This window comes from Alkalilimnicola ehrlichii (genome assembly GCF_003399765.1).
In the GTDB taxonomy this organism is placed as follows: Bacteria; Pseudomonadota; Gammaproteobacteria; order Nitrococcales; family AK92; genus AK92.
The window spans coordinates 1-24,043 of sequence record NZ_NFZV01000041.1; the positions used below are offsets into that span (position 1 = coordinate 1).

General features: G+C 59.4%; 19 protein-coding genes and 3 pseudogenes. 4 read left to right on the plus strand and 18 right to left on the minus strand.

The window, feature by feature from the left end; all coding sequences use genetic code 11:
* Positions 1 to 388: 388 nt before the first annotated feature.
* The 5 genes and pseudogenes from CAI21_RS21190 to CAI21_RS21210 form a co-directional block, all read right to left on the minus strand.
* Positions 389 to 1,399: a porin gene (locus tag CAI21_RS21190; protein ID WP_181919573.1), complete on the minus strand. Its 1,011-nt coding sequence runs from the start codon at positions 1,397 to 1,399 to the stop codon at positions 389 to 391.
* A 168-nt stretch (positions 1,400 to 1,567) separates the two neighbouring features.
* Positions 1,568 to 2,662: an ABC transporter ATP-binding protein gene (locus CAI21_RS21195; RefSeq protein ID WP_116304129.1), complete on the minus strand. Its 1,095-nt coding sequence runs from the start codon at positions 2,660 to 2,662 to the stop codon at positions 1,568 to 1,570.
* An 11-nt stretch (positions 2,663 to 2,673) separates the two neighbouring features.
* Positions 2,674 to 3,585 carry an ornithine carbamoyltransferase gene (gene argF, locus CAI21_RS21200; protein WP_116304130.1) on the minus strand — a complete coding sequence of 304 codons (912 nt, stop codon included), beginning with the start codon at positions 3,583 to 3,585 and terminating at the stop codon, positions 2,674 to 2,676.
* Between the two features lie 5 nt (positions 3,586 to 3,590).
* A pseudogene (locus CAI21_RS21205) lies at positions 3,591 to 4,792 on the minus strand (acetylornithine transaminase).
* A gap of 376 nt (positions 4,793 to 5,168) precedes the next feature.
* Positions 5,169 to 5,756: a superoxide dismutase gene (locus tag CAI21_RS21210; protein ID WP_116304144.1), complete on the minus strand. Its 588-nt coding sequence runs from the start codon at positions 5,754 to 5,756 to the stop codon at positions 5,169 to 5,171.
* 109 nt (positions 5,757 to 5,865) lie between these two features.
* On the opposite strand from CAI21_RS21210, the gene CAI21_RS21215 reads away from it, so the two are divergent.
* A complete protein-coding gene (locus CAI21_RS21215) occupies positions 5,866 to 7,398 on the plus strand; it encodes a hydantoinase B/oxoprolinase family protein (RefSeq protein WP_116304131.1) in 1,533 nt (510 codons plus the stop codon).
* Between the two features lie 141 nt (positions 7,399 to 7,539).
* Positions 7,540 to 7,869 (plus strand): Grx4 family monothiol glutaredoxin, encoded by a 330-nt coding sequence (gene grxD, locus CAI21_RS21220; RefSeq protein ID WP_116304145.1) that lies wholly within the window; start codon positions 7,540 to 7,542, stop codon positions 7,867 to 7,869.
* A gap of 57 nt (positions 7,870 to 7,926) precedes the next feature.
* Here the strand turns inward: grxD and rnt are convergent, their stop codons facing one another.
* Entirely contained in the window at positions 7,927 to 8,568 is a 642-nt protein-coding gene (gene rnt, locus CAI21_RS21225) for a ribonuclease T (RefSeq protein ID WP_258868266.1), read from the minus strand.
* A gap of 194 nt (positions 8,569 to 8,762) precedes the next feature.
* Positions 8,763 to 9,794 carry a dihydroorotase gene (gene pyrC, locus CAI21_RS21230; protein WP_116304133.1) on the minus strand — a complete coding sequence of 344 codons (1,032 nt, stop codon included), beginning with the start codon at positions 9,792 to 9,794 and terminating at the stop codon, positions 8,763 to 8,765.
* 232 nt (positions 9,795 to 10,026) lie between these two features.
* Between pyrC and CAI21_RS21235 the strand changes: the two genes are divergently transcribed.
* Complete coding sequence (locus CAI21_RS21235; protein WP_116304134.1) at positions 10,027 to 11,235, plus strand: argininosuccinate synthase; 1,209 nt, start codon at positions 10,027 to 10,029, stop codon at positions 11,233 to 11,235.
* A gap of 430 nt (positions 11,236 to 11,665) precedes the next feature.
* Entirely contained in the window at positions 11,666 to 14,005 is a 2,340-nt protein-coding gene (locus tag CAI21_RS21240; protein ID WP_116304135.1) for an EAL domain-containing protein, read from the plus strand.
* Between the two features lie 17 nt (positions 14,006 to 14,022).
* Here CAI21_RS21240 and CAI21_RS21245 read toward each other — a convergent pair whose 3' ends face one another.
* The 11 genes and pseudogenes from CAI21_RS21245 to CAI21_RS21290 all read right to left on the minus strand — a co-directional run bounded on the left by CAI21_RS21245 (position 14,023) and on the right by CAI21_RS21290 (position 23,664).
* On the minus strand, positions 14,023 to 14,496 hold the full coding sequence (locus tag CAI21_RS21245; RefSeq protein WP_116304136.1) for a DUF1841 family protein: 474 nt from the start codon (positions 14,494 to 14,496) through the stop codon (positions 14,023 to 14,025).
* 40 nt (positions 14,497 to 14,536) lie between these two features.
* Positions 14,537 to 15,169 carry an endonuclease III gene (gene nth, locus CAI21_RS21250; protein WP_116304137.1) on the minus strand — a complete coding sequence of 211 codons (633 nt, stop codon included), beginning with the start codon at positions 15,167 to 15,169 and terminating at the stop codon, positions 14,537 to 14,539.
* Positions 15,170 to 15,244: 75 nt separating this feature from the next.
* Positions 15,245 to 15,859 carry an electron transport complex subunit RsxE gene (gene rsxE, locus CAI21_RS21255; RefSeq protein ID WP_181919574.1) on the minus strand — a complete coding sequence of 205 codons (615 nt, stop codon included), beginning with the start codon at positions 15,857 to 15,859 and terminating at the stop codon, positions 15,245 to 15,247.
* The gene (gene rsxG, locus CAI21_RS21260) at positions 15,856 to 16,497 is read right to left on the minus strand and encodes an electron transport complex subunit RsxG (protein WP_116304138.1); all 642 of its coding nucleotides are present in this window, start codon (positions 16,495 to 16,497) and stop codon (positions 15,856 to 15,858) included. Before rsxG ends, rsxE begins: the two co-directional genes overlap by 4 nt.
* Positions 16,494 to 17,477 (minus strand): RnfABCDGE type electron transport complex subunit D, encoded by a 984-nt coding sequence (locus CAI21_RS21265; RefSeq protein ID WP_116304139.1) that lies wholly within the window; start codon positions 17,475 to 17,477, stop codon positions 16,494 to 16,496. Before CAI21_RS21265 ends, rsxG begins: the two co-directional genes overlap by 4 nt.
* A gap of 327 nt (positions 17,478 to 17,804) precedes the next feature.
* A pseudogene (locus CAI21_RS25755) lies at positions 17,805 to 17,957 on the minus strand (4Fe-4S binding protein); the annotation flags it as partial.
* 32 nt (positions 17,958 to 17,989) lie between these two features.
* A pseudogene (rsxC, locus tag CAI21_RS21270) lies at positions 17,990 to 19,009 on the minus strand (electron transport complex subunit RsxC); the annotation flags it as partial.
* A complete protein-coding gene (gene rsxB / locus CAI21_RS21275; RefSeq protein ID WP_116304140.1) occupies positions 19,006 to 19,557 on the minus strand; it encodes an electron transport complex subunit RsxB in 552 nt (183 codons plus the stop codon). The pseudogene rsxC and the gene rsxB, both read right to left, overlap by 4 nt.
* Positions 19,558 to 19,588: 31 nt before the next feature.
* Positions 19,589 to 20,173 (minus strand): electron transport complex subunit RsxA, encoded by a 585-nt coding sequence (rsxA, locus tag CAI21_RS21280; protein ID WP_116304141.1) that lies wholly within the window; start codon positions 20,171 to 20,173, stop codon positions 19,589 to 19,591.
* Positions 20,174 to 20,200: 27 nt separating this feature from the next.
* Positions 20,201 to 22,240 (minus strand): methionine--tRNA ligase, encoded by a 2,040-nt coding sequence (gene metG, locus CAI21_RS21285; protein WP_116304142.1) that lies wholly within the window; start codon positions 22,238 to 22,240, stop codon positions 20,201 to 20,203.
* 143 nt (positions 22,241 to 22,383) lie between these two features.
* Positions 22,384 to 23,664, minus strand: coding sequence for an MFS transporter (locus CAI21_RS21290; protein WP_116304143.1), 1,281 nt, complete (start codon positions 23,662 to 23,664; stop codon positions 22,384 to 22,386).
* Positions 23,665 to 24,043: the final 379 nt, after the last annotated feature.

Below are 24,043 nucleotides of genomic sequence, written 5' to 3' on the forward strand. Positions count from 1 at the left end.
GCTTTCGGGGTTCGCCCGACAGGCCTTTGTCGCTGCGCTATCCTGCTCCGCGCCAAAGCCCAGGGCGCACATCCGTGTGCGCCCGCTCGGCGGGACAGGCGTCCACCGGACGCCCGTCGCTTTCCGCCTCGCCCCTGGCCTGACGGTCGAATGGCCGCCGTCCCTGGCGGCCATCCCTACGGGGCCTTTTCCGAAAGCCCCTGCGATGCTCGGCAGCGCCAACGGGCAAGAGCAAGCCCCTTCGATCCACGTCTTCCCAAGAATTAAATGCCAAACCGGTTAACAGCGTCAGGTAGGTTGGGGATGGCAGAGGCAATACCCCGCCCCCACTCACCGAAATCCCCTGACTCAATAAAACGCGTTATCGAGCCAAGGCGCGATGAACGCTTTAAAAGTTGAAGATAACCCCAGCCGAAAGCCCCATAGTGACTTCACCGGTAGCCCCGTCATCAGGGCTAGCTGTACGGCCGGCATTATAAGGCGTGAGGCTTTGCTCATCGTCGTTGGAGACGAAGGCCGCGGTGAGATACACCGTCAACTCCCGCGACAAACGGTGGTCGGCACCCACGGCAACCATGACGGCGTCGGAGTCGTCGGACCCACCGTTTAACCAGAAAACTTGTGCTTTCAGGTTCGTATAACCGAGATCGCGTAAGACGCCGGCGCCGAGAATGGTGTCGGTTTCGTTATCTTCGTCGTCGGAGCGCTGGATAAGCCCGGTGACCTGGGTGCGGTTGTCGAGCTTGTAGCCGCCGGCCAGACGGATGGCGTTAAAGTTCGAGTCCCCAGGGTTACTGCGCCGTTCCAAGGCGGCCGCTGCGAATAACGGGCCGCCGGTGTAAGCTAACGCCGCACTGATCGCGCTGTCATCGTTGTCGCTGGTGCCGTCAGGATCCCACGTGGTGGCATACTGCACGGCGGCGGAGAAACCGTCCATCTCCGGCGTTTGGTAGTAAATGCTATTTGGGAAGCGGGTGTCCCAAGAGCGGTCTTCCGTCACACCGCCGGTCATGTTGCGCGCATCGCCGACCTGATTGCCGAACAGATCGATGCGGTTGCGCAGCGCCTTGAACGGCGTGTCCATATGGCCGACACGCAGCAGACCGAAATCGCCGTGTAAACCGACGAAGGTGTCGCGATTGGCGAAATCGCTTCCCCTGCTGTTATGGCGGTACTCTTGCTCCAGCTGATAAAGCAGGTGCAAGTTGTCTTCGATGCTGTAGCTGCCGCGTAGGCCTAGGTGGCTGGCATTGCTGGAGACGTTTAGCCCCATGTCGTCCCCATCATCGAGCAGATCGAGGGAAACATGGGCTTGGCCGTACAGGTCAATGCTAGGGTTGGCAAAGGCGGAGCAGGAAAGGGTGGCCAAGGTGATGGCCGCAAGCGTCTTGCTTTTCATCGTCATTTTCCTTTTATCGGCTTTTCCTTAAGCAGCGATGTCGACTCGTATGCCCCCCGCATCGACTATCGACCTCGCGGCGTCAGCAAGTAGCTGACTTTGCAGGCAGCATAGCTTACAGCTTCAACGGTCGCAGGCAAGTATTAATTGCCGCTGTTTAAGGGAGCGTCAGGGCGTGCCGGGCGTTCCATCGGGGCGCGGAAAAGCGATCAGGTGTTGCGCGTCGATGAATAAGCCGACATCCGTGCCGGGCGGGTAATCCATGTGGCTGGGGAACAGGCCGAGGATCTCCGTGCCGTTAGCGAGCCGGAGCGTATAGAGAATCTGCGGACCGTTGAACGCTTTCTTCCCGACCGTGGCGCGCAGTTCCGATTCCGGGTCGGGCTGGACATCGTCGGGTCGTAGCAATACATCGACTTCGGTGCCGGGCTCCCAGCCGTAGGCGCGGTCGCCTTTGATGAGCCCGACCTCGGTTTTTAAGGTGTCTGGGGCCACGAGTGTGGCGGAGATGAAGCGTCCCTGGCCGATGAAATCGGCCACGAAACGGTCTGCCGGCTCATGGTAAAGATTGTAAGGCGTATCCCACTGAGCGACACGGCCATTGCGCATTACCCCGATCTGGTCGGCCATGGCGAAGGCTTCGCGCTGGTCGTGTGTTACCAGAACGGCGGTTATGCCTTGGCTTTTGAGAATATCGTGCATTTGCACCCCGAGCCGCTCTCGTAGATCGACATCCAGACTAGAGAAAGGCTCGTCGAGCAGAATAAGCTCGGGCCGCGGCGCCATCGCCCGCGCCAGAGAGACACGCTGCTGCTGGCCGCCGGAGAGCTCGTGCGGGTAGCGGGCGCCGAGGCCGGCCAGGTCGACGATTTCCAGCAATTCGTCTGCCCGGTGGCGGCGCTGGGCTTTGTCGAGTTTGCGGAGGCCGAAGCCGATATTGTCGTAGACCGTCAGGTGGGGGAAGAGCGCGTAGTCCTGAAATACCATGCCCAGGCCGCGTTGTTCCGGCGGCACTGTCAGGCCAGGGCGAGAGACGACTTCGCCGCGAAGCACAATCTCGCCGGCATTAAGGGGTTGAAAGCCGGCAATAGAGCGTAGAACGGTCGTCTTGCCGCAACCGCTGGGGCCTAACAGACACACTAAATTGCCGCGCCGAACGCGAAAACTCAGCCCCTTTACGACGGCATTATCTTCATGCCGGCACTCGATGCGGCGAAGCTCTAGCAGTATCTCTTCGTCGTTATTGGAGGGTTTGTTCTCCATTCGACACTCTTTTAGTTCGCCGAACCGAGAAGGAGGAACTCCAGCAATGCCTTTTGCGCATGCAAGCGGTTTTCCGCCTCGTCCCAAACCACGCTTTGCGGGCCGTCGATCACCTCGGCGCTAACTTCTTCGCCGCGGTGAGCCGGTAGGCAGTGCATGAACAAAGCATCGGGCGCTTCGGCCATGACGCGCTCGTCCACGCAATAATCGCTAAACGCTTGTTCGCGGCGTTTTTGCTCATCTTCCTGGCCCATGCTGGCCCAGACGTCGGTGACGACAAGATCGGCACCGGCGGCCGCTGCGCGCGGGTCGCGAATTAATTGTACGCGCTCGCCAGCGGCATCGACCAGTGCTTGGTTCGGCTCGTAGCCTTCCGGTGTGCTGATCCGTAGCTGGAAATCGAACTGGCGCGCGGCATTAATGTAGGAATTGCACATGTTGTTGCCGTCGCCGATCCAGGTCACCGTTTTGCCTCGGATGTCGCCCCGGTGCTCCCAGAACGTCTGTATATCGGCAAGCAGCTGGCAGGGGTGGTAATCGTCGGTAAGGGCGTTGATTACCGGAACCTGCGAATATTCCGCAAACCGCTCTACCTTGTCGTGGCCGAAGGTGCGGATCATCACCACGTCGACCATGCGCGACAGCACCCGCGCCGTATCTTCGATCGGCTCGCCCCGCCCGAGCTGGGTATCGCGTGGGGAGAGGAAAATCGCGCCGCCGCCAAGTTGAATCATACCGGCTTCGAAGGATACCCGAGTCCGGGTGGACGACTTCTCGAACACCATACCCAACACGCGATTACGCAACGGTTCGTGAATAATGCCTTCGCGCTGTATGCGTTTGAGTTCGATGGCGCGTTGAATCAGCATCACGAGCTCGTCGCTGGATAAGTCGAGCAGGGTAAGAAAGTGGCGTACGGCCATAGTCGTTATCCCTTTGCCGGTTCGCCGGCAGCTTGGTTGTCGCCGAGAAACTCATTCACCAGAGCGATAACGCTCTCGGCAATGGTATCGGCTTGCGTTTCATCGATAACTAAGGGCGGTAGCAAGCGTATGACAGAGCCGCTTGTAACGTTAATTAGAAGCCCCTTGCCAAGCGCCCGTTGTACCAGCTCGCCGCAGGGGCGATCCAGTTCCACGCCGATCATCAAGCCGCGGCCACGAATGTCGATAATGCCGTCTAAGCTGCTTAACTGGGCGTGTAGACGCTCTCTGATACGCTGCCCGAGTTCTACGGCTCGTTGCGGTAGATTGCCTTCTTCCAAGGCGTCGATAACCGCTAACGCGGTCCGGCAGGCAAGCGGATTGCCGCCGAAGGTCGAGCCATGGTTGCCGGCCTGAAAGATGCGGGCCGCCGGGCCGGAGGCCAAGCAGGCGCGATCGGAAAGCCGTTGCCCAGCCCCTTCGCGAGCGACATTACGTCCGGCACGATGCCGGTTTGTTGGAAGGCAAACCAGCTTCCGGTACGACCCATGCCGGTTTGTACTTCGTCCAGCATTAGCAGCCAGTTATTGCGGTCGCACAGCTCTCGTAAGCCGCGCAGATAGCCTTCCTCGGGTACGACAACGCCGCCTTCCCCGGTCAGCGGTTCGACCAGTACGGCAACGACCTGATCGTTATCGGCCAGTGCCTCGACGGCCTTGAGGTCGTTATACGGCACGTGTTCGAAACCTTCCAACAGCGGTTCGAACCCAGCCTGAATTTTCGGGTTGCCGGTCGCGCTAAGAGCAGCGAGCGTTCGCCCATGAAAACTGCCGTGAGCGACAACGATGGTGGGTTTCTTTATCCCGCGCTGATGGCCGTAGAGACGTGCCAGCTTGATCGCAGCCTCATTAGCTTCGGTGCCCGAATTGCAGAAGAACGCGGTCTCCATGCCGGACAGGCTTCGCAACCGTTCCGCCAATCGCTCCTGATTCTGGATGCGATAAATATTGGAGGTATGAACAAGCGTGGCCGCTTGCTCTTGGATAGCCGCGGTGACTTTCGGGTGGCAGTGGCCGAGGCCGCAGACTGCAATACCGCTGACGGCATCTAAGTAGCGGTTACCCTCGGAGTCCCACAACCACGCGCCTTCTCCGCGCTCGAACGTGAGCGGTATACGGGCATAGGTTTGCATCAAAGCGTCTGACATGTTTCTCGTTAACCGTGTAGCAGCGTTTAGAGAGAGCGATTTTATCGCTCATTACCTCAAACTCTGGTCGTTCACCGGCGAATGCAGGAAATAAAAAGGCAGCCCCAGCGGGAGCTGCCATTGTTCCGAGTATAAATAAGGCGCTGAGGTGGGGCAAGTAACTTAAATTACTGATGTGAAAGTAATCGGGGTGGGGGTGTCCTGTTTTTGGTTTATTGGGGTTTGGTGGGGTGGTTGGTTTGTTGGGGGTGTTTTCTGGTGTGAGTGGTTTAGTTTGGTGCGCTGCGCGCGGCTTATTTAGAAGGCGGGGTTCCGCCCCCCAAACAATCCGCGCGCAGCGCACCACACTGAACCACCCACTAAAGCGCGACAAACCCTATTTCTTAAAGTTAGCAGCGACAAAATCCCAGTTCACCAGATTCCAGAACGCTTCAAGATACTTGGGCCGCGCGTTGCGGTAGTCGATGTAATAGGCGTGCTCCCAGATGTCGCAGGTGAGTAGCGGAACCACGCTGGCGTCGGTTAGCGGGGTTTCTGCGTCGTCGGTTTCGACGATGGCCAGGCTCCCGTCCGATTTCTTCTTTACCAGCCAGCCCCAACCGGAAGCGAAGTTGGCAATCGTTTTATCGGTAAATTCTTTTTTGAAATTATCGAAGGAGCCGAACGATTGCTTTATAGCGTCGGCCAGTTCGCCACTGGGTTCGCCTCCCCCGTTCGGGCTCAAGCAGCTCCAGAAGAACGTGTGGTTCCAGATCTGAGCGGATTGGTTGAATAAGGTGCCGGAGGCTTTTTTAATAAGATCCTCCAGTGGCATGTTCTCGAACTCCGTGCCTTGAATGAGTTCGTTGGTCTTGTCGACATAGGCTTTGTGGTGTTTGTCGTGATGATATTCGAGCGTTTCTTGCGACATGTGCGGTTCGAGCGCATTTTTCGGGTAAGGCAGTTCGGGTAACTCGTGTTTCATCGTTGGCTCCTTGCTGGTAAATCCATAAAGAAACGACACGAATAAAGCCGAGCGGTCCGGCGTGATACGATAGCGGTTCGATAACTCCGCCTGCGAAGGACGGCATGCCATGAACCCAATAGAACTTGGTATTTTCTCCAGCCGCATCGAGGCCGTCTGCGACGAAATGGGTGCGGTTTTGCGTCGTAGCGCTTTCTCGCCCAATATCCGGGATCGGCTCGACTTCTCCTGCGCTGTGTTCGATGCCGCGGGCGAGCTGGTCGCGCAAGCGGCACATATCCCCGTGCATCTGGGAAGCATGGCCTATGCGATGCGGGATATCGTGCGTCGTTTGGAGTGGGCGGAAGGGGATATGGTCATTGTTAACGATCCCTTTCTTGGCGGTACCCACTTGCCGGATGTGACGCTGATTGCGCCCGTTTACGTCGGTGGTACTCGTGTCGGTTTTGTCGCCAATCGTGCGCACCATGCGGATATAGGGGCTGTCACGCCGGGGTCAATGCCGCTCTCCAGCACGTTGGAGGAAGAGGGCGTTGTGATCTCTCCCGTCCATCTGTATAGGCAAGGCCAGTTGGATCAAGCGTTGATGGCCGATATCACCGGGCGTATGCGGTCTCCACGGCAAGCGGCCGGCGATTTTGCCGCGCAGGCAAGCTCTGCGCGCAGCGGCGTACGCCGCTTGCAGACCTTGGTCGAAGCGCAAGGCGTTACCGGTTACAGGGTGGCGGTTAAGGCGCTGAACGATTACGGCGAGCGGTTAGCGCGAGCGGCGCTGGCAACGTTACCGATAGGGCGTTACCGCTTTATCGATGTGCTCGACGACGATGGCCAGGGGCGGGAAGATCTCGCGATTCAGGTGGAGATCGACGTTACCGGGCAAGACATCGTGGTCGATTTCGACGGTACGGCAGCCCAGACGCGCGGCAACCTCAACTGCCCGTTATCGGTTGCTGCCGCGGCCGTCTATTATGTTTTTCGTTGTTTGATGCCGGAGCAAACGCCGGCATGCGCGGGTACCTTTCGGCCGATTCGGCTGCGGGCACCCGAAGGTACCCTGGTGAATGCGAACGCGCCTGCGGCGGTCGCGGCCGGTAATGTCGAGACCAGTACGAGAATTGTCGATGTTGTCTTGGGATGTTTGGCGCAGGCGGCACCGGAGCGGATACCGGCGGCGAGCCAGGGTAGTATGAATAACCTGGCATTCGGCGCACCGGCTGGGGAACCGGCTTGGGACTATTACGAGACCTTAGCCGGTGGTATGGGGGCGGGCCCCCAGGGCGGTGGCTTAAGTGCAGTCCACACGCACATGACCAATACGTTAAACACGCCGGTGGAAGTCTTGGAGATGAGTTATCCGATGCGGATCAGGCGTTATGCGGTACGTCGCGGCTCAGGCGGTCAAGGCAAATATCCAGGCGGCGAGGGTATCGTCCGCGAATATGAATTTCTCGCGCCTGCTGTGGTCACAATTCTCAGTGAACGCCGTCGTCATACGCCTTGGGGTTTGGCCGGGGGAGAGGCGGGGCAGGCCGGTTGCAACCGGCTGAACGGCGAGTCGCTGCCGGGCAAGCTGACACGCACGGTGGTGGCTGGCGATCTGCTGACCGTTGAGACACCCGGCGGCGGCGCTTACGGTAGATAACCTGTTTCGTGCAGGGCGAGCGCGGTAACATACGGTTTGGAATCAAGGACACCGTATTCGGCTACGCGTTATCCTTGGCAAGATGTCAGCGTGCACGACGATTACGCTATCCATTCATGCTTTCTTGAGGTAAGCGATATTATGAGTAACGACGTCCAGGCGGCGATTAAGCAGCAGGTCGAAGAGAATCCGATTATTCTGTACATGAAGGGTACGCCGCAATTTCCGCAGTGCGGTTTCTCCATGCGCGCGTCTCAGGCCTTGGCCGGTTGCGGCCGCGAGTTTGCCTATGTGAACGTACTGGAAGATGAAGCCATTCGCCAGGGAATCAAAGAGTTCGGCAACTGGCCGACGATTCCGCAGCTCTACATTAAAGGTGAGCTGGTCGGCGGTTGCGACATTATTTTAGAAATGTACGAAAGCGGCGATTTACAGAAGATGGTTGAGAGCACCGGCGAAGCGGCGCAGTAATTTCTACTTCTCGTAAAAAATCGCTACGCAAGTAGGCCCGATTTTTGTGCGCTAAGCTTAATCGCCGTACGGAAAACCGTTCATTTCGTCCCAGCGGTTAACGATGTTGCAGAACAGCTCGGCCGTTTTTTCGGCGTCATAAATAGCCGAGTGTGCTGATTTGCGGTCCCAGCTCGCACCGGAGGCATCGACTGCGCGGGCGAGCACGGTTTGGCCGTAGGCTAAGCCGCCTAAGGTGGCGGTATCGAAGCTGCTGAAGGGGTGGAACGGGTTGCGTTTGATCCCGGTACGCTCAACGGCAGCGTTCAGAAAGCCTAAATCGAAAAACGAATTATGGCCTACCAGAATAGCGCGGGTGCAGCCGGTCTCGCGAATCTCCTGCCGAATCGGCTTGAAAATCTTCTGCAGCGCTTCGTTTTCCGGTAGCGCCATCCGGAGCGGATGGTCAGGCTGAATGCCATTGAGCTCCAACGACTTCGGGTCGAGATTGGCGCCTTCGAAGGCTTCCACATGGCAAGAGTAAGTTGCCGCGGCAAACAGGCGGCCATTCTCATCCATTCGGAGGACGACGGCAGCAATTTGCAGCAGAGCGTCTGTCTGCGCATTAAGGCCGCCGGTTTCGACGTCGACCACAACCGGCAGATAGCTACGGAAGCGCTGCGCAATGCGTGGCTGCCGGTCTTCATTACTGTAATTCACGGGTTCCACAGGAATCCTTTGTGGGTGCGATGGCGGCTTTCGGCAAGTCGCCGTGTGTGCATGAACGCTGCGGTCAGCGTACCGGTACGGGCTGCTTACCACCCGCATAGGCATATCGTGAAGCTATGGTAAGTAGCCGTTTACCCGCGTGCAAGTATCCCATAGTTAGAGCGAGACTGCCTTAGCAAGGGATATCAGGCGAGCTTCCAGCCGATTGTGCCTCCTGCCCGTAACGGTATGATGCATTCGCCTGGGTAGGCGTACTCTTCGGGCATTTGCCAAGCCGTTCGTTCAAGCGTGATTTGCTCTCGGTTGCGGGGCAGCCCGTAAAAGTCCGGCCCATGGAAACTCGCAAAGCCTTCTAGGCGGTCTAGCCGGTCGACGCTGGCGAAAGCCTCGGCGTACAACTCGATAGCGGCCGGCGCCGTAAACGAGCCGGCACAGCCGCAGGCGCTCTCTTTGGCGCCGCGGGCGTGCGGGGCGCTGTCGGTGCCGAGGAAAAATTTAGCGTTGCCGGAGGTGGCGGCTTCCAGTAGGGCCTCCCGGTCGCGTTCGCGCTTGAGCACTGGCAGGCAGTAATGATGCGGTCGGATGCCGCCCACTAACATATCGTTGCGGTTGAGTAGCAAATGATGGGCGGTAATGGTAGCGCCTACCCGCTCCGGGGCTTCCAGAACGAACTCCACCGCCCGCCGCGTAGTGATATGTTCGAAGACGACTTTCAGATTCGAATAGCGTTCGACCAGCGGCGCCAGTCGCCGTTCGATAAACTCGGATTCGCGGTCGAAAATGTCAATGCCGGTATCGGTGACTTCGCCGTGAATCAATAACGGCATACCGCAGGCTTCCATCGCGCGTAATGTCGCATCGCAACGAGCGATATCGGTAACGCCCGCGTCGGAATTTGTCGTCGCCCCCGCCGGATACAGTTTTACGCCGTAAATATGGCCGCTTGCTTGGGCGCGCTCGATCTCCGCCGGCGGTGTGTTATCGGTGAGGTAGAGCGTCATCAGCGGCGTGAAATCGGCGCCTTTCGGCACGGCTGCGAGAATCCGCTCCCGATAAGCCAAGGCGCGCTCGGTGGTCGTTACCGGCGGGGTGAGGTTGGGCATGATAATGGCACGGCCGAAGCGCTCCGTTGTAAATGGGAGTACAGCTTCGAGGGCAGCACCGTCTCGGACATGTAGGTGCCAGTCGTCAGGGCGAGTGAGGGTCAGTCGATCCACGCGGGCAATCCTGTTGGCCTAATTTCGAGTGCGTAACAGTATACCTGATTATAGGACCTTAAGGAGCCGTTGGACTTCCCCGCCTAAAAGCTTCGGTGCTTTCCAAAAGACGCTGTCAGGGCTTAAATTAGGCCCCGTTTGGGTTGATTTCAGGTCGGCGTCCGGTGATGATGGCGCCAGTTAGTACGCGTTACCCGCGCGAGTTCAACGTAGAGGCATAGCGAAGAGTTTCATGAGCGAGATCAAAAAGGTTGTTTTAGCGTACTCGGGAGGCTTAGATACCTCCGTCATTCTGCAGTGGTTGAAAGAAACCTATGACTGCGAAGTAGTGACGTTTACCGCCGATCTCGGTCAGGGCGAGGAGCTTGAGCCGGCGCGGGCGAAGGCCGAAGCCCTGGGCGTGAAGGAAATTTATATCGAAGATCTGCGCGAAGAGTTCGTGCGCGATTTCGTTTTTCCGATGTTCCGCGCCAACGCCATTTACGAAGGCGAATACCTGTTAGGTACGTCTATCGCGCGCCCCTTGATTGCCAAGCGCCAGGTCGAGATCGCGCGTGAAACCGGCGCCGATGCCGTCTCTCACGGCGCGACCGGTAAGGGTAACGATCAGGTGCGCTTCGAACTTGGTTATTACGGCTTGGAGCCGAATATCAAAGTGATTGCGCCGTGGCGGGAGTGGGACTTGCTCTCGCGGGAGAAACTGCTGCGCTATGCCGAATCCCATGGCATTTCCATCGAAGGCAAGAAAAAGGGCGGCTCGCCGTATTCGATGGACGCCAACCTGCTTCATATTTCCTACGAAGGCGGCATTCTGGAAGACCCGTGGGCGGAAGCCGAGGAGTCCATGTGGCGCTGGAGTGTGGCGCCGGAGAATGCGCCGGATAAACCGACTTATATCGAGCTGACCTACCGCGGCGGCGATGTTGTTGCCATCGATGGCGAGGAAATGACGCCGGCCCAGGTTCTGGCATACCTCAATAAAGTTGCCGGTGCCAACGGTATCGGCAGGCTCGATATCGTCGAGAATCGCTATGTCGGCATGAAATCGCGCGGTTGCTATGAAACCCCCGGCGGTACCGTGATGTTGAGGGCGCACCGGGCGATCGAGTCGATCACCTTGGATCGTGAAGAGGCGCATCTGAAAGACGAGTTGATGCCGCGTTATGCGAGCATCGTTTATAACGGCTATTGGTGGAGCCCGGAGCGGCGCGCCATGCAGGCGTTGATCGACGAGACCCAGCGGCGGGTGAACGGCGTTGTACGTTTGAAACTCTATAAGGGTAACGTCGTCGTCGTCGGTCGTAAGTCGGAGAAGGACAGCCTGTTCGACGCCAACATCGCCACGTTCGAGGACGATGCCGGTGCGTACAATCAGAAAGATGCGGAAGGCTTTATTCGTTTGAACGCGCTACGGTTAAAAGTAGGCGCGAAACGAGGTTAATTCAGGGCGAAGGAAACACCGATCGGCGAATTGATCGGTGTTTCCTGACGGTGCCCGGTCAGAAGAATATCTTCGTATTCCTGGCTGTGCGCTATATTAATACTGGACAGCAGCGAAGGCAGCAGCCGGTGCACGGATAAAACGATCCGTGGTGCCGAGACACGCCGCTCGATAAGAGTGGTTTTACGACAGTCGCATAAAAGGCCGTCATTCTCTTTGAATGTAGGGCCGGCTTTTAGGAAAGGCTGACTAATCCGCCTGCCCCTCTGCACGCGTTATGGCGCGGTTGAGGTTGGGGCTTGCTCGGCGTTTCCTGACATAGAGGCGAAAAACGAACAGGGCACGGCAAGCATGTCGTTATGGAGTGGCGTCACCTGTTTGTTTTGAAATCTCTAATATAACTAACTAAATAATTATTAGAACGACTGCTATGGAAAACCAACCACAGGCGTCCGCATGGGGGGTAGCCAAGCTCAAGAGTGGAGTAGCTGCCGAGGTACCTCTAAGGCGACGCGCTAAGGTCGCCCGCGATCAAATTAGAGGCGTTCTGGCGGTGAATCGGGGTTCGCTGCGAACCCACATTTTGCTCGCGAGTTTTGTGCTCCTGAACTTTCACGAACGGGTGCCGACCGTTTTGTTGCTTAGCTGGTTCGGCTTGCTGGCGCTGACGGTATCCGCCCGTTATTTTTTGGGCCGGCACTTGTTGCAGGTCAGTTCGCCAACCGCCCTGCACCAGGGCGTTTGGGGATTACTGGCGCTTGTTGTGGTCCAGTCGTCGGTTTGGGCCAGCGCGCTGGCGATGTCGAGTTATACCGGCAATCCAATCGATACCGTCTTTCTTTTATTTCTCTTCTCTGCGCTCATATTCGGCGGTTTTGCGACGCTAGCGTTTTATCTTCCTCTTTGTCTTGCGTTCACGGTTCCCCTCATGTTGGGTATAACGGTGTGGGTGCTCAACCTGGCCGGGATGGAGAGTCTTTGGTTATTAGCAACGGTTGCCGTTGTATTCGGTATTATGATTCAGTCGGCACTGCACTGTAATCGTATGACCCGCAAGGCGCTGCTGGCGGGTCAGGAGCACGAGGCGCTGATTCGGCGTTTAACCGAGGAAAAGGAGCGGGCGCAGGTTACTTTGCGTTCCATCGGCGACGGTGTTTTGACCACCGATACTCGGGGGCTGGTGACGTATATCAACCCTGTCGCCGAGCGTTTGACCGGCTGGCGCAATGAAGAAGCGTGCGGGCGAGCGCTGGAAGACGTGCTGCAGTTGGTGGACGAGGGGACGGGCGAACGGGTGCGCGATCCGGTCGGCGCCTGTTTGAAGCGCGACGGTTTAGTCGCGCTTGAGGATGAGGTGGTTTTAGTGGACCGTACCGGCGAGCGCGAATCCTCCGTCCAAGTGTCGACTTCCCCTATTCATAATTATGACCGCCAAATCATCGGTGCGGTGATCGTCGCCCACGACGTGACCGAGCTTCGCGGGATGGCGCGCGTCGTCTCCTACCAGGCCGTCCATGACCCCTTAACGGGGCTGGTCAATCGTCGCGAGTTCGAGGCACGGCTTTGGGCAGCGTTGGAAACGGCGCGTGCTAAGCGTACTCAGCACGCGATGGCCTATCTGGATCTGGATCAATTCAAGTTGGTCAACGATACCTGTGGCCATGTTGCGGGCGATGAGCTGCTAAAACAACTGACGGGCAAGTTCCTGCGTCGCGTTCGGGATACCGACACCTTAGCGCGGCTTGGGGGCGATGAGTTCGGCCTGCTGCTGTATGGCTGCAACTTAGCGCAAGCGCGCGAAGTCGCGGATTCGCTTTGTGCCGTGGTGCGCGATTTCCGCTTTGTTTGGGACGACAAGGTGTTCAATATCGGCGTTAGTATTGGGCTAGTGCCGGTTGACGGCAGCAGTACCCCGACGGATCTTCTGGCGGCTGCCGATGCGGCGTGCTTTCTAGCGAAAGATCAGGGCCGCAACCGTGTGCATAGCGTACTCCCGCAGGACCGAGAGCTGGCCTTCCGGCACGGCGAGATGCAGTGGACGACCCGCATCCAACGGGCGCTCGATGACGCGTTGTTCCGGTTGCGCGTGCAGCGTATACAGCCGCTCGACCCTAGCGAGCCGATGATGGCCGAATTACTGCTCAGCATGGTCGACGATAAGGGCGAGTTGGTCCCGCCCGGAGCGTTTTTGCCGGCAGCGGAGCGTTACAACATGATGCCGAGTATCGATCGGCATGTCGTAAAGCTGGTGTTTCAGCGGGTAGCACAGTACGAGAACGATCCGCAACTAAAAGACATTGCCTGTTTCACGATAAATCTCTCCGGCCAGTCGCTCAGCGACGAGGGTTTTCTGGATTATGTGAGTCGGCAGTTGCAGGAGCAGGAAGTCGATCCCAAACGAATTTGCTTTGAGATCACAGAAACGGCGGTGATCGCCAATCTGGCGTCGGCGCAACGCTTTATTCAGGAGCTACGCCAGCGCGGCTGTAAGTTTGCCCTCGACGATTTCGGTTCCGGTTTGTCCTCGTTTGGTTATTTGCGGACTTTAATGGTCGATTTTCTCAAAATCGACGGTCTATTCGTAAAGCACATGAGCAAGGACCCGATCGATTACTCGATGGTGGAGTCGATCAATCAGGTCGGCCACGTTATGGGAATTCGCACCATCGCCGAGTTCGTCGAAGACGCCACCACCCTGGAGGCGTTACGCGAACTCGATATCGACTACGGGCAAGGCTACCAAATTCATCGGCCGGAAGTGTTGCTTTGACCGGGGCGGCCACGGGTTCAACGTTTACTGGTTACCCGCCGTTCCAGTTCCTTCAAGGCCTGTAGATAGCGTTGCTCATCCGGCGCGCCGCCGGTTTGCTGCGCCGTCCATAAGGCTTCCGCCAAACAATCCATCATCGCGTGCTCGGCCTCCGCTTGGCTGCCCAAGGCGCGGGCAACGCGTTTGTGGATGGCGCGCACGCCCGGCGGCCGATTAGTAGAAATCTGCTCGCGCAGCGCGATATGCATGCCCATGTGCAAGAACGGATTCGTCTGCCCGAGCTCTCCGCGGAAATCGTAGCCAACCGCCGCTTCGTTCTCCAATAGTGCATGGTATTCCGGGTGCTCGGCGACGACGTCGGCGACTAATTGCTCCAGCGGCTCCATCGGTAGCCGCTCGCGCGCCTTGCGCCAGCTTTCGAGATAAAAACGACGGATTTGGTTGCGGTCCTGACTGAAAACATTGTCTGCCCGTGACTTTGCCGAAGTGATGGAGTCGAGCGCCGATTATGCAAGCGCGTCGTTCCGTGGTTTACGCCGTTTTCTCTTTGTATTCGCAAAGATCGTAAATGATGCAGGCCCCGCAACGCGGTTTTCTAGCCACACAGACATAGCGCCCGTGCAGGATGAGCCAGTGGTGAGCGTCGCGCAAAAACTCCTTCGGTACGACCTTGAGTAATTTGTCCTCGACTTGTCGCACCGTCGTCCCTGGTGCGATCTTGGTCCGGTTGGCGACGCGAAAAATATGGGTGTCGACGGCCATAGTAGGCTCGCCGAAGGCGGTATTTAACACCACATTGGCGGTTTTACGGCCGACGCCGGGTAATGCTTCCAAGGCTTTGCGATCGCGCGGAACTTCGCCGCCGTGCAGTTCGATCAACATCTTGCAGGCCTTGATAATGTTTGCGGCCTTGCTGTTGAAAAGGCCGATCGTCTTGATGTACTCCTTGAGGCCGTCTTCGCCTAACGCGAGAATCGCTGCCGGCGTGTTGGCGACGGGAAACAGCTTGGCGGTGGCTTTATTGACGCCTTTATCGGTCGCTTGTGCCGATAGAGTCACCGCTACCAGTAGCTCAAAGGGTGTGCTGTACTCCAACTCGGTGGTTGGGTTCGGGTTTGCTTCCCGCAAGCGGGTAAAGATTTCGCGGCGTTTTTGTTGGTTCATGGCGTATTTGCTTGCTGCGTAGTAAGCGCGGGCGCGGCCTTTGCAACGGCCGCCCGCCGCTGATCGATCAGGTTTTTAAAGCCAATAGCAGGCCGAGGCGATAAATGCTCCCGGTGGCAAAGCGGCGAGCAGATAGCCCCGGTAATCTTCCAGAAGCGTGACGCTCAGCCCGCGCCCCCAATCGCCGAACATCAGGTGGGCCTGACTGAATAAAGTGCCTTGCGCCAGAAGCTCCCGCAGGCCGCCCAGTACTACCAGCACCAATAGGAAACCGCCGCCGACCGCGAGTGCATCGGCGGCGGCCGGTAGGGGCGGCTGCTTAGAGGCGAAGGCCTCGGCGCGGCCGAGTATGCCGCAGTTGGTCACGATTAGCGGGATGAAAATGCCCAGAATCAGAAACAGCTGGTGGAAATAGGCGCTCATCAATAATTCCACCGCCGTGACGAAAGAGGCGATGATCAGCACGAACACGGGGATGCGAATCTCCGGCCGAATCCAGTGGCGGATGAGCGAGACGCATAGATTGGCGCCTAATAGCACCAGCAGCGTTGCAAGGCCCAGCCCCAAGCCATTGATCGCCGTACCGCTCACTGCCAATAGTGGGCACAAGCCAAGCAACTGGACCAGGCCGAGGTTGTTGCTCCAGAGGCCGTCGCCGGCAATCGTACGGTAGCTTGGTGTCGTGTTCATATGCCGTTCCGGGGGCTTGCGGCCGGTGCGGTAAACAGTTTCTCCCGATGAGTATCGAAGTATACCAGGGTCTGGTACACGGCTCGTACCACGGCACGGGGCGTGATCGTCGCCCCGGTGAATTGCTCGAACTCGCCGCCGTCGCGCCGCACTCGCCAGCGTTGTGGCGGCGGGTCGTTAAGGCTGCGGCCGGTAAAGGCCTCGATCCAGTCCGAGCGCTGTACTTCGATGGCATCGCCCAGGCCCGGCGTTTCGCTATGGGTTAGCACCCGCACGCCGGTGATGCGGCCGTCGGTATCGATGCCGATTAACAGGCGGATCGGGCCGCCGTAGCCGTCGGGTGCCGGCACGGAAAAAATCGCCGCCACCGGCTCGCCCTGATAGCGCGCCCGGTAGACGGTGACCGGCTCAGTACCGCCAAGCCCCGGCGCACGGAGTACTAAGTGATCCTCTTCGAGCGCGTTATCGTAGGCCGCCGGCGGTAGTACCTCGTGCAAGCGTGCCAGCAGGGTCTGGCGTTCGTTCTCGGCAATGCGCGGTGCAGTGGTATGGTGTACCAGGGCGACGATGCCGGTGCCAACGCTGGCAAAGCCGGCGAGCAAGGCGGTGGCGATGAGAATCGGGCGCAGTGCATTCATCGGGAATGGCCGTAGATCCGTGGACGCGTGTAATGATCGATGAGCGGAGCGGCAATGTTCATCAGTAAAACGGCGAAGGCGATGCCGTCGGGGTAACCGCCCCAGGCGCGAATCACGTAAATCAGCACGCCGATGCCAAGGCCGAATAGCAGCCGGCCGCGCGGTGTGGTAGCCGCCGAGACGGGGTCGGTGGCGATAAAAAACGCCGCCAGCATGGTACCGCCGGCCAATAGATGAAAGCCGACGCCGGCATGTGCGGCGGGGTCGAGCAGCCAGAAAAGGGCGGCCATCGCGGCCAGCCCGCCCAATACGCCCGCAGGTATTTGCCAACCGATTACCCGCCGATACAGGAGCCAAAGGCCGCCGGCCAGAAAGGCCAGGTTGACCCCGGCCCAGTGGGGCGCGATGCTCATTGCCTGCTCTTGGTCGCGCAGCGCATCCAGCGGTGTAGCACCGCTCATCGCATCGACGCTGAGGCCGGTCGGTAGGGCGCCGGCGAAGATGGCCCGCGCGCTCTCGAAAAGGCCAGGGGCGTTCTCTAGCGCCGGCAGCCATTGCGTCATCTCCCGGGGGAAGGACACCAACAGCATCGCATAGCCGATCATCGCCGGATTGAAGGGGTTGAAGCCGAGCCCGCCGTAGAGATGCTTGCCGAAGACGATCGCAAAGGCCACCCCCAGCACAGTGAGCCACCAGGGCGCGAGCGGCGGCAGCGCGATGGCGAGCAGCGTTGCGGTGACCAAGGCGCTGTAATCGCCGAGAAACACGCCAAGCGGGCGCCGGCGCAGCAGCAGGATGGCCGCTTCGCAGACGAGGGCTACTCCGCAGGCGAGCAAGATGTTGATAACCACTCCCCAGCCAAAGCTGTACACCAGCATTGCGATGCCGGGCAGCAGAGCGTAGAGCACCTGCCGCATCATCTGCGGGACGCTGTTGAGCGGCGGTATATGCGGCGCTGCGGCCGTAGCAAGTTGCGGCATGTCAGTCGTTGCGCTCGGTGCTTTGCTGGGTTTTCTTCTGCTTGGCGCGGGCCAGTGCCGCTTGGATGGCGGCTTTTTGCCCTCCTGCGATTGGGCTTTCTTCAACGCCGCCTTCTTCGCTTCCCGGCGTTTGGCTTGTTCTTCCTTCTCCCGCTCCAGACGGATATTACGGAACTCGTAGCGCTCGCGCGCCAGCTCGGCTTTTTGCCGCTCCCGCTGTTGGGTCCACAGCTCGGATTTGGCGTAGCGGAAATGCTGCACCAGAGGAATGTGGCTGGGGCAGACCACGTCGCAGCAACCGCATTCTATGCAGTCGAACAAGCCATAATATTCGGCTTGCTCGAAGTCCTTGCCACGGGTGTGCCAGTAAAGTTGCTGCGGTAATAAACCCGCCGGGCAGGCCTCGTGGCAGGCGCCGCAGCGGATGCAGGCGCGGGTCGTGCCGGCGGCGGCCGTTTGTGGCGGCCCGTCGAGCAGCAGGCAGTTGCTGGATTGAGTGAGGGGGTGCGATCGTCGCCGATCGTAAAGCCCATCATCGGCCCGCCCATGATGAGGCGCTGCGCCTGTTCGCCGTAACCGCCGCTAAAGCGGATCAACTCTGCCATGGGGGTGCCGAGCCGCACCTCGTAGTTGCCGTGCCGTACCGCGGCGGGGCCGGTAACGGTAACGACCCGGGAAATCAGCGGCCGCCCCTCGACTACCGCCTCGTAAACAGCGGCAGCGGTACCGACGTTGTGGCACAACACGCCGATATCGGCCGGTAGTCCGCCGCTCGGTACTTCTTTGCCGGTGAGGGTGTAGATCAGTTGCCGCTCGCCACCCGCCGGGTAGCGGCTCGGCACCCGCACCAGCCGAATCGTGGCATCGCCTATTGCCGCGAGCGCCGCTTGCAGCGCGATAAATGCATTGGGCTTGTTATCTTCCACGGCGATCAGGCATTCGTCGGCCCCCAATGCCTGCCGCATAAGAAGCAGGCCGCCGACGACGCGCTCCGGGCGTTCCTGCATCAGGCGATCGTCGCAGGTGATGTAGGGCTCGCACTCCACGCCGTTAAGCACAAGCTGGCGTATACCGCTGGCGCCGAGCTTGACGGCGCTGGGGAAAGCAGCACCGCCGAGGCCGACGATGCCGCTATCGCGGGAGCGCTGGCGGATGAGCGCGGGTGCGCAATGGCGGTAGTCGTCGATAGCGGGCAAGGCCGTGTCCCATTCGTCCCGCCCGTCGGTATCGATCAACGCGCAAAGGACGGGAATGCCCGACGGGTGCGGGATCGGGTGTTGCTCGATAGCGGCGATCACCCCCGAGCTGGTGGCATGGACAGCAACGCCGTGCTCGCCGCCGGTCCGGGCGATGGGCTGGCCGGTCAGCACGCGCTCGCCGGCCGCGACCAGAACCTGGGCCTCCTGCGTCCACGTGCTTTGCAATGGAATGACGAGCCGGGGCGGGATCGGTGCCGGCACGATCGCGCTTTGGCTGGAGGCTGTCTTGTATTGCGGCAGGCGCAGGCCGCCGCGAAACGGCCAGAGCTTCATGAGGCAGCCCCTTTTGTGGGTGGCGCCGGCCACTTCCAGTTGCGCAGTTCGGTGGGTTCCGGACGCATGTGGATGCAATCGACCGGGCAGGGCGGTAGGCAGAGTTCGCAGCCGGTGCATTCGTCTTTAATGACCGTGTGCATTTGTTGCGCTGCGCCGATAATGGCGTCGACCGGACAGGCCTGAATGCACAAGGTGCAGCCGATGCAGAGGGATTCGTCGATCCAGGCGACTTCCGCTGCTTGTTTGGCGGCGCCGTTGTCCGGGTTGAGCGGTTTTGGCTCGCGGTCGAGCAAATCGGCCAGTGCGCGAATGGTCGTTTCGCCGCCTGGCGGGCATTGGTTGATATCCGCCTTGCCGGCGGCGATGGCCTCGGCATAGGGGCGGCAGCCGGGGTAGCCGCACTGGGCGCACTGGGTTTGCGGGAGCAGTTTGTCGATCTGCTCGGCTACCGGGTCGCTGTCGACTTTGAAACGGATTGCGGCATAGCCCAGGAGTAGGCCGAAGGCGGCGGCCAGTCCGCATAGCGCTATGATTGCAGCAAGCATCGTCCCGTTATCCCTCGTTCCGCTACGCAGCTCAGCCCGCTGGGGTTAATCCGGCAAAGCCCATGAAGGCCAGCGCCATCAGCCCGGCGGTGATCAACGCAATGGAAGCCCCTTGGAAAGGGCGCGGTACGTCGGCTACCGCCAGCCGCTCGCGCAGTGCGGCAAACAATATTAGTACCAGCGAAAAGCCGAGCGCGGCCCCAAACCCATAGACCGCCGATTGCAGGAATCCGTTCTGTTCCTGCACATTCAATAGCGCTACCCCGAGTACGGCACAGTTGGTCGTGATCAGCGGTAAGAAGATGCCGAGCACCTGGTGCAGCAAGGGGCTAATCTTGCGGACCGCCATTTCGGTGAATTGCACCACGGCGGCAATGACCAGGATGAAGGCGATGGTGCGTAGGTACTCGATGCCCAGCGGCGCGAGCAGGTATTGGTTGATCAAATAACTGCAAACGGCGGATAGGGTCAGCACGAAGGTGGTGGCCAGTGCCATCCCCATCGCCGTTTCCAGTTTGCGGGAGACCCCCATAAACGGGCACAGCCCGAGAAACTTCACCAGGACGAAGTTGTTCACCAGGACGGTGCTGACCAGAATTAGGGCCATCTCCGTCATGGGAGGCTCCCGCCGCGAGCTGGCGGCTTACTTGACCCGCATGCCGGGCTCGGCGCCCGCGTGCGGTTCCAGAATCCACAAGTCCTTACCGCCGGGGCCGGCTGCCAGCACCATGCCTTCGGAGACCCCGAAGCGCATCTTGCGCGGCTTAAGGTTGGCGACCATTACCGTGAGCTTGCCTTCCAGCTGCTCGGGCTGATAAGCGGACTTGATGCCGGCGAATACGTTGCGCTGCTCGCCGCCGAGGTCCAGAGTCAATTGCAGTAATTTATCGGCGCCTTCGACGTGCTCGGCTTTGGCAATGCGAGCGATGCGCAGGTCGAGCTTAGCGAAGTCGTCGAATTCGATTTCGGCGGCGATCGGGTCCTTCGCCAGCGGACTGTCGGCCGGCGGTTGGTCTTGGCTGGCGGTTGGTTGCGCAGCTTTCAGCGTTTCTTTGGATTCTTCCACCATGGCGGCGACTTTGTCCTCGTCGATGCGGGTCATCAGCGGTTTGAAGGGGTTGATCGTATGATCGAGCAACGGTGTGCCGATATCGGCCCAGCTCTGCGGCTCGACGTTGAGGAAGTCCTCCCCCGCAGCCGCGAGCTTCGGTAGCACCGGCTTGAGGTAGATCAGCAGTACCCGGAACAGGTTAAGCCCCATGGTGCACACGGCCTGCACTTCGCCTTCGCGGCCGGCTTCTTTGGCCATGACCCAGGGCTTTTGTTCGTCGATGTACTGATTAGCCTGATCCGCTAGCGCCATCACCTCTCGGATGGCACGCGAGAACTCCCGCTTTTCGTACAGCGAGGCGATGTTTTCCGACACCGAGGTAAAGGCGCGGAACAGCTCCGGCGCGGCCAGTTGGCCGCTTAGCCGGCCATCGAAGCGCTTGTTGACGAAGCCGGCGCAACGGCTGGCGATATTGACCAACTTACCGACCAGGTCCGAATTCACCCGCTGGGTGAAGTCCTTCAGGTTGAGGTCGATATCGTGCACGCTGGCGCCGAGCTTGGCGGCCAGGTAGTAGCGCAGATATTCCGGGTTCAGGTGGTTGAGATAGGTGCGCGCCATGATGAAGGTGCCGCGTGATTTCGACATCTTCTGGCCGTCCACGGTCAGGAAGCCGTGGGCGCAAATTTGATTCGGCTTACGAAAGCCCGCCCCCTCCAGCATGGCCGGCCAGAACAGGGCATGGAAGTAAATGATGTCCTTGCCGATGAAGTGGTACAGCTCGGCGTCGGAGTCCTTGGCCCAGAAGTCGTCGAAGTTAATGCCTTCGCGCTCGCACAGACTCTTGAAGCTCGCCATGTAGCCGATCGGCGCATCCAGCCAAACGTAGAAGTACTTATCCTCAGTGCCGGGGATCTGAAAGCCGAAGTAGGGCGCATCGCGGGAGATGTCCCACTCGCGCAGGCCGTCGCCGAACCACTCGGCGAGTTTGTTGGCGACTTCGTCCTGCAAATGCTCGGGGCTGGCCCACTCCCGCAGCATTGCCTCGAAATCTTGCAGCTTGAAGAAGTAATGCAGCGATTCCTTCTCGACGGGCGTTGCGCCGGAGACGACGGAAACGGCGTTTTTCAGCTCGGCCGGCGTGTAAGTCGCGCCGCAGGCCTCGCAGCTGTCGCCGTACTGGTCGCCGGCGCCGCAGCGCGGGCATTCGCCTTTGATGTAGCGATCCGGCAGGAACATGTTCAGTTCCGGATCGTAAGCCTGTTTGATCGTGCGGCTGGCAATGTGGCCGGCGGCGTCCAGGCGCTGATAGATCAGGGCGGCGAACTCGCGATTCTCGTCGCTGTGGGTCGAGTGGTAATTGTCGAAGCCGATCAGGAAATCGTCGAAGTCCTGCCGATGCTCGCGACCAATCCGCTCGATCAGCTCCTCGGGCGTGACGCCTTCAGCGCGCGCCTTGAGCATGATCGGCGTGCCGTGCGCGTCGTCCGCGCAGACGTAGTAACACTCGTGACCACGCAATTTCTGGAATCGCACCCAGATATCGGTCTGGATGACCTCGGTCAGGTGGCCTAGGTGAATGGGCCCGTTGGCATAGGGCAACGCGCTGGTGACCAGTATTCTTCGGCTCATGCGGAATAATCGCCAAACAGTGAATGAGGATGAAACGACCGACGATTATGCCAGATTGAGGGGCAGTAGCGAAAGGGGAGCGCTAATTTTGCGTAGCGCTTATTCAGGTGCAGCGTTTTTGTCGCCTTTCGCTACGGCTATTCCTATTCCTCTTTCCCGGTCGGGTCGGGAGTGCTCGGTTCGTGGTACTCCTCGAATTCGTCGTTCCGTGGGTCGATTTCGAGGATCACCGGCGTGGTATTAGCGGCCATGGCGACGTAATCGGTTTGCTCCTCGGTTGGGAAGCGACGGCTGTGGAGCATGCGGAATACGGAATACAGAGTGAGCATGATCAGGCAGCTGCTGACAAACAAAAACAGCCCCGGCGGCCCGAATACGTCGATGGCGAGCGAGCCGACGACGGGGCCGATGACGGTTCCGATGCCGAAGCTCAGTAACAGCGTGGCGCTCGCGCTGACGACTTGATGCGAGTGGAGGTAGTCGTTTACGAGGGCGACGCTGAGCGGGTAAAGACTGCTAATCAGGCCCATGAACAAGCCGCTCAGTACGAGGAGCATGACGAAGTCGAGCCCCGGTACGAAGGTCAGCATGAGGCAGGGGATGCAAGCGAGCATGGTGAGCGTGACGATGACCTTGCGGCGGTCGAGGCGGTCCGATATATGGCCGGCGGGCCATTGCAGCAGCATGCCGCCGAAAACGACCAAACCCATGAACAGAGAAATCTCCGGTACGGATAGGCCGATGCCGTGAGCATAGACGGGGCCCAGAGCCATAAAGGAACTCATCACGGTGCCGGCGATGATGGCGCCGATCATACCGACCGGCGAGAGCCGATATAGGACGCCGAAGCCCATTCGCTCGTGTTCTTCCAAGTGAGGGGCCGGCGAATGGGTAAGGGCGAGCGGCACCAAGGACAGCACCGTCAGCAGGGTAACGATCATAAACAGCTCGGGCGCGTTCGGGTTACCAAAGCCGAGAATAAACTGGCCGCCGCCGAGCGACAGATAATACGCCGCCATGTAGAAGGCCATGATAGTGCCGCGCATGGCGTTGTCGGTGCGGTCGTTGATCCAGCTTTCCATGACCGTCATCAAGCCGGCGGCACAGAAGCCGACTACCAGCCGCAGCAGTGCCCAGGTAATGCCGTCGACCTGCATGACGTGGATTAAGGCCGCTGCCGCGGCAATGGCCGCCAGCGCCGCAAACGAGCGGATGTGGCCGACGCGATTAATCAAGCGCGGGCAGTACAAAGTGCCCATGACAAAGCCGATCGAATGAAACGCCAGGATAGGGCCTATGTACTGTGCGCCCCAGCCTTCGTCGGTCATGCGAACGGCGAGTAGCGTACCGAGCAAGCTATTTGCCGATAGAAATAGGATAAGACTAACCAGGATGACCAATATCGAGGACAAGCCGCGCGCCATTAATCTGCCTCGCTGATTGTTAGCGGTTGCCGCAGTGCCATGAAAGCTGCTGCGGCTTTTCGTCTCATTGGGTGAGAGTGTTGGGGCAGTATGAGGAGCTTATCAACGCGTTATTTGTTGTGGTTAGTTTCTGGTGTTGGTGGTTTAGTTTGGTGCGCTTCGCGCTGATTGTTTAGAAGGCGGGGTTCCCTGCGCTTCTCGGCTTCGAGCGGGGTCTGCCGACGGGCCATCCCTGGCCCGACGACAGACGCGCGGCGTCCCTGCCGCGCCCCCGGGGAGCGATACGCCTTGGGTTAAGGCCTCTGGCGTTTTGTCGGTGCCGGAGACAAGGCGCGGCTTGCCGGCAATGGCCGTAGCCCTTGGCAAAAGCCGCAACGCG

Coding starts and splice junctions, on each gene's coding strand:
- argF (WP_116304130.1), bottom strand. CDS start 3,585: ATGGCCGTACGCCACTTTCTTACCCTGCTCGACTTATCCAGCGACGAG.
- CAI21_RS21290 (WP_116304143.1), bottom strand. CDS start 23,664: ATGGCGCGCGGCTTGTCCTCGATATTGGTCATCCTGGTTAGTCTTATC.
- CAI21_RS21265 (WP_116304139.1), bottom strand. CDS start 17,477: ATGCCGCAACTTGCTACGGCCGCAGCGCCGCATATACCGCCGCTCAAC.
- grxD (WP_116304145.1), top strand. CDS start 7,540: ATGAGTAACGACGTCCAGGCGGCGATTAAGCAGCAGGTCGAAGAGAAT.
- rsxE (WP_181919574.1), bottom strand. CDS start 15,859: ATGAACACGACACCAAGCTACCGTACGATTGCCGGCGACGGCCTCTGG.
- CAI21_RS21195 (WP_116304129.1), bottom strand. CDS start 2,662: ATGGAGAACAAACCCTCCAATAACGACGAAGAGATACTGCTAGAGCTT.
- rsxB (WP_116304140.1), bottom strand. CDS start 19,557: ATGCTTGCTGCAATCATAGCGCTATGCGGACTGGCCGCCGCCTTCGGC.
- nth (WP_116304137.1), bottom strand. CDS start 15,169: ATGAACCAACAAAAACGCCGCGAAATCTTTACCCGCTTGCGGGAAGCA.
- CAI21_RS21240 (WP_116304135.1), top strand. CDS start 11,666: ATGGAAAACCAACCACAGGCGTCCGCATGGGGGGTAGCCAAGCTCAAG.
- CAI21_RS21235 (WP_116304134.1), top strand. CDS start 10,027: ATGAGCGAGATCAAAAAGGTTGTTTTAGCGTACTCGGGAGGCTTAGAT.
- rsxA (WP_116304141.1), bottom strand. CDS start 20,173: ATGACGGAGATGGCCCTAATTCTGGTCAGCACCGTCCTGGTGAACAAC.
- metG (WP_116304142.1), bottom strand. CDS start 22,240: ATGAGCCGAAGAATACTGGTCACCAGCGCGTTGCCCTATGCCAACGGG.
- rsxG (WP_116304138.1), bottom strand. CDS start 16,497: ATGAATGCACTGCGCCCGATTCTCATCGCCACCGCCTTGCTCGCCGGC.
- CAI21_RS21210 (WP_116304144.1), bottom strand. CDS start 5,756: ATGAAACACGAGTTACCCGAACTGCCTTACCCGAAAAATGCGCTCGAA.
- CAI21_RS21215 (WP_116304131.1), top strand. CDS start 5,866: ATGAACCCAATAGAACTTGGTATTTTCTCCAGCCGCATCGAGGCCGTC.
- CAI21_RS21190 (WP_181919573.1), bottom strand. CDS start 1,399: ATGAAAAGCAAGACGCTTGCGGCCATCACCTTGGCCACCCTTTCCTGC.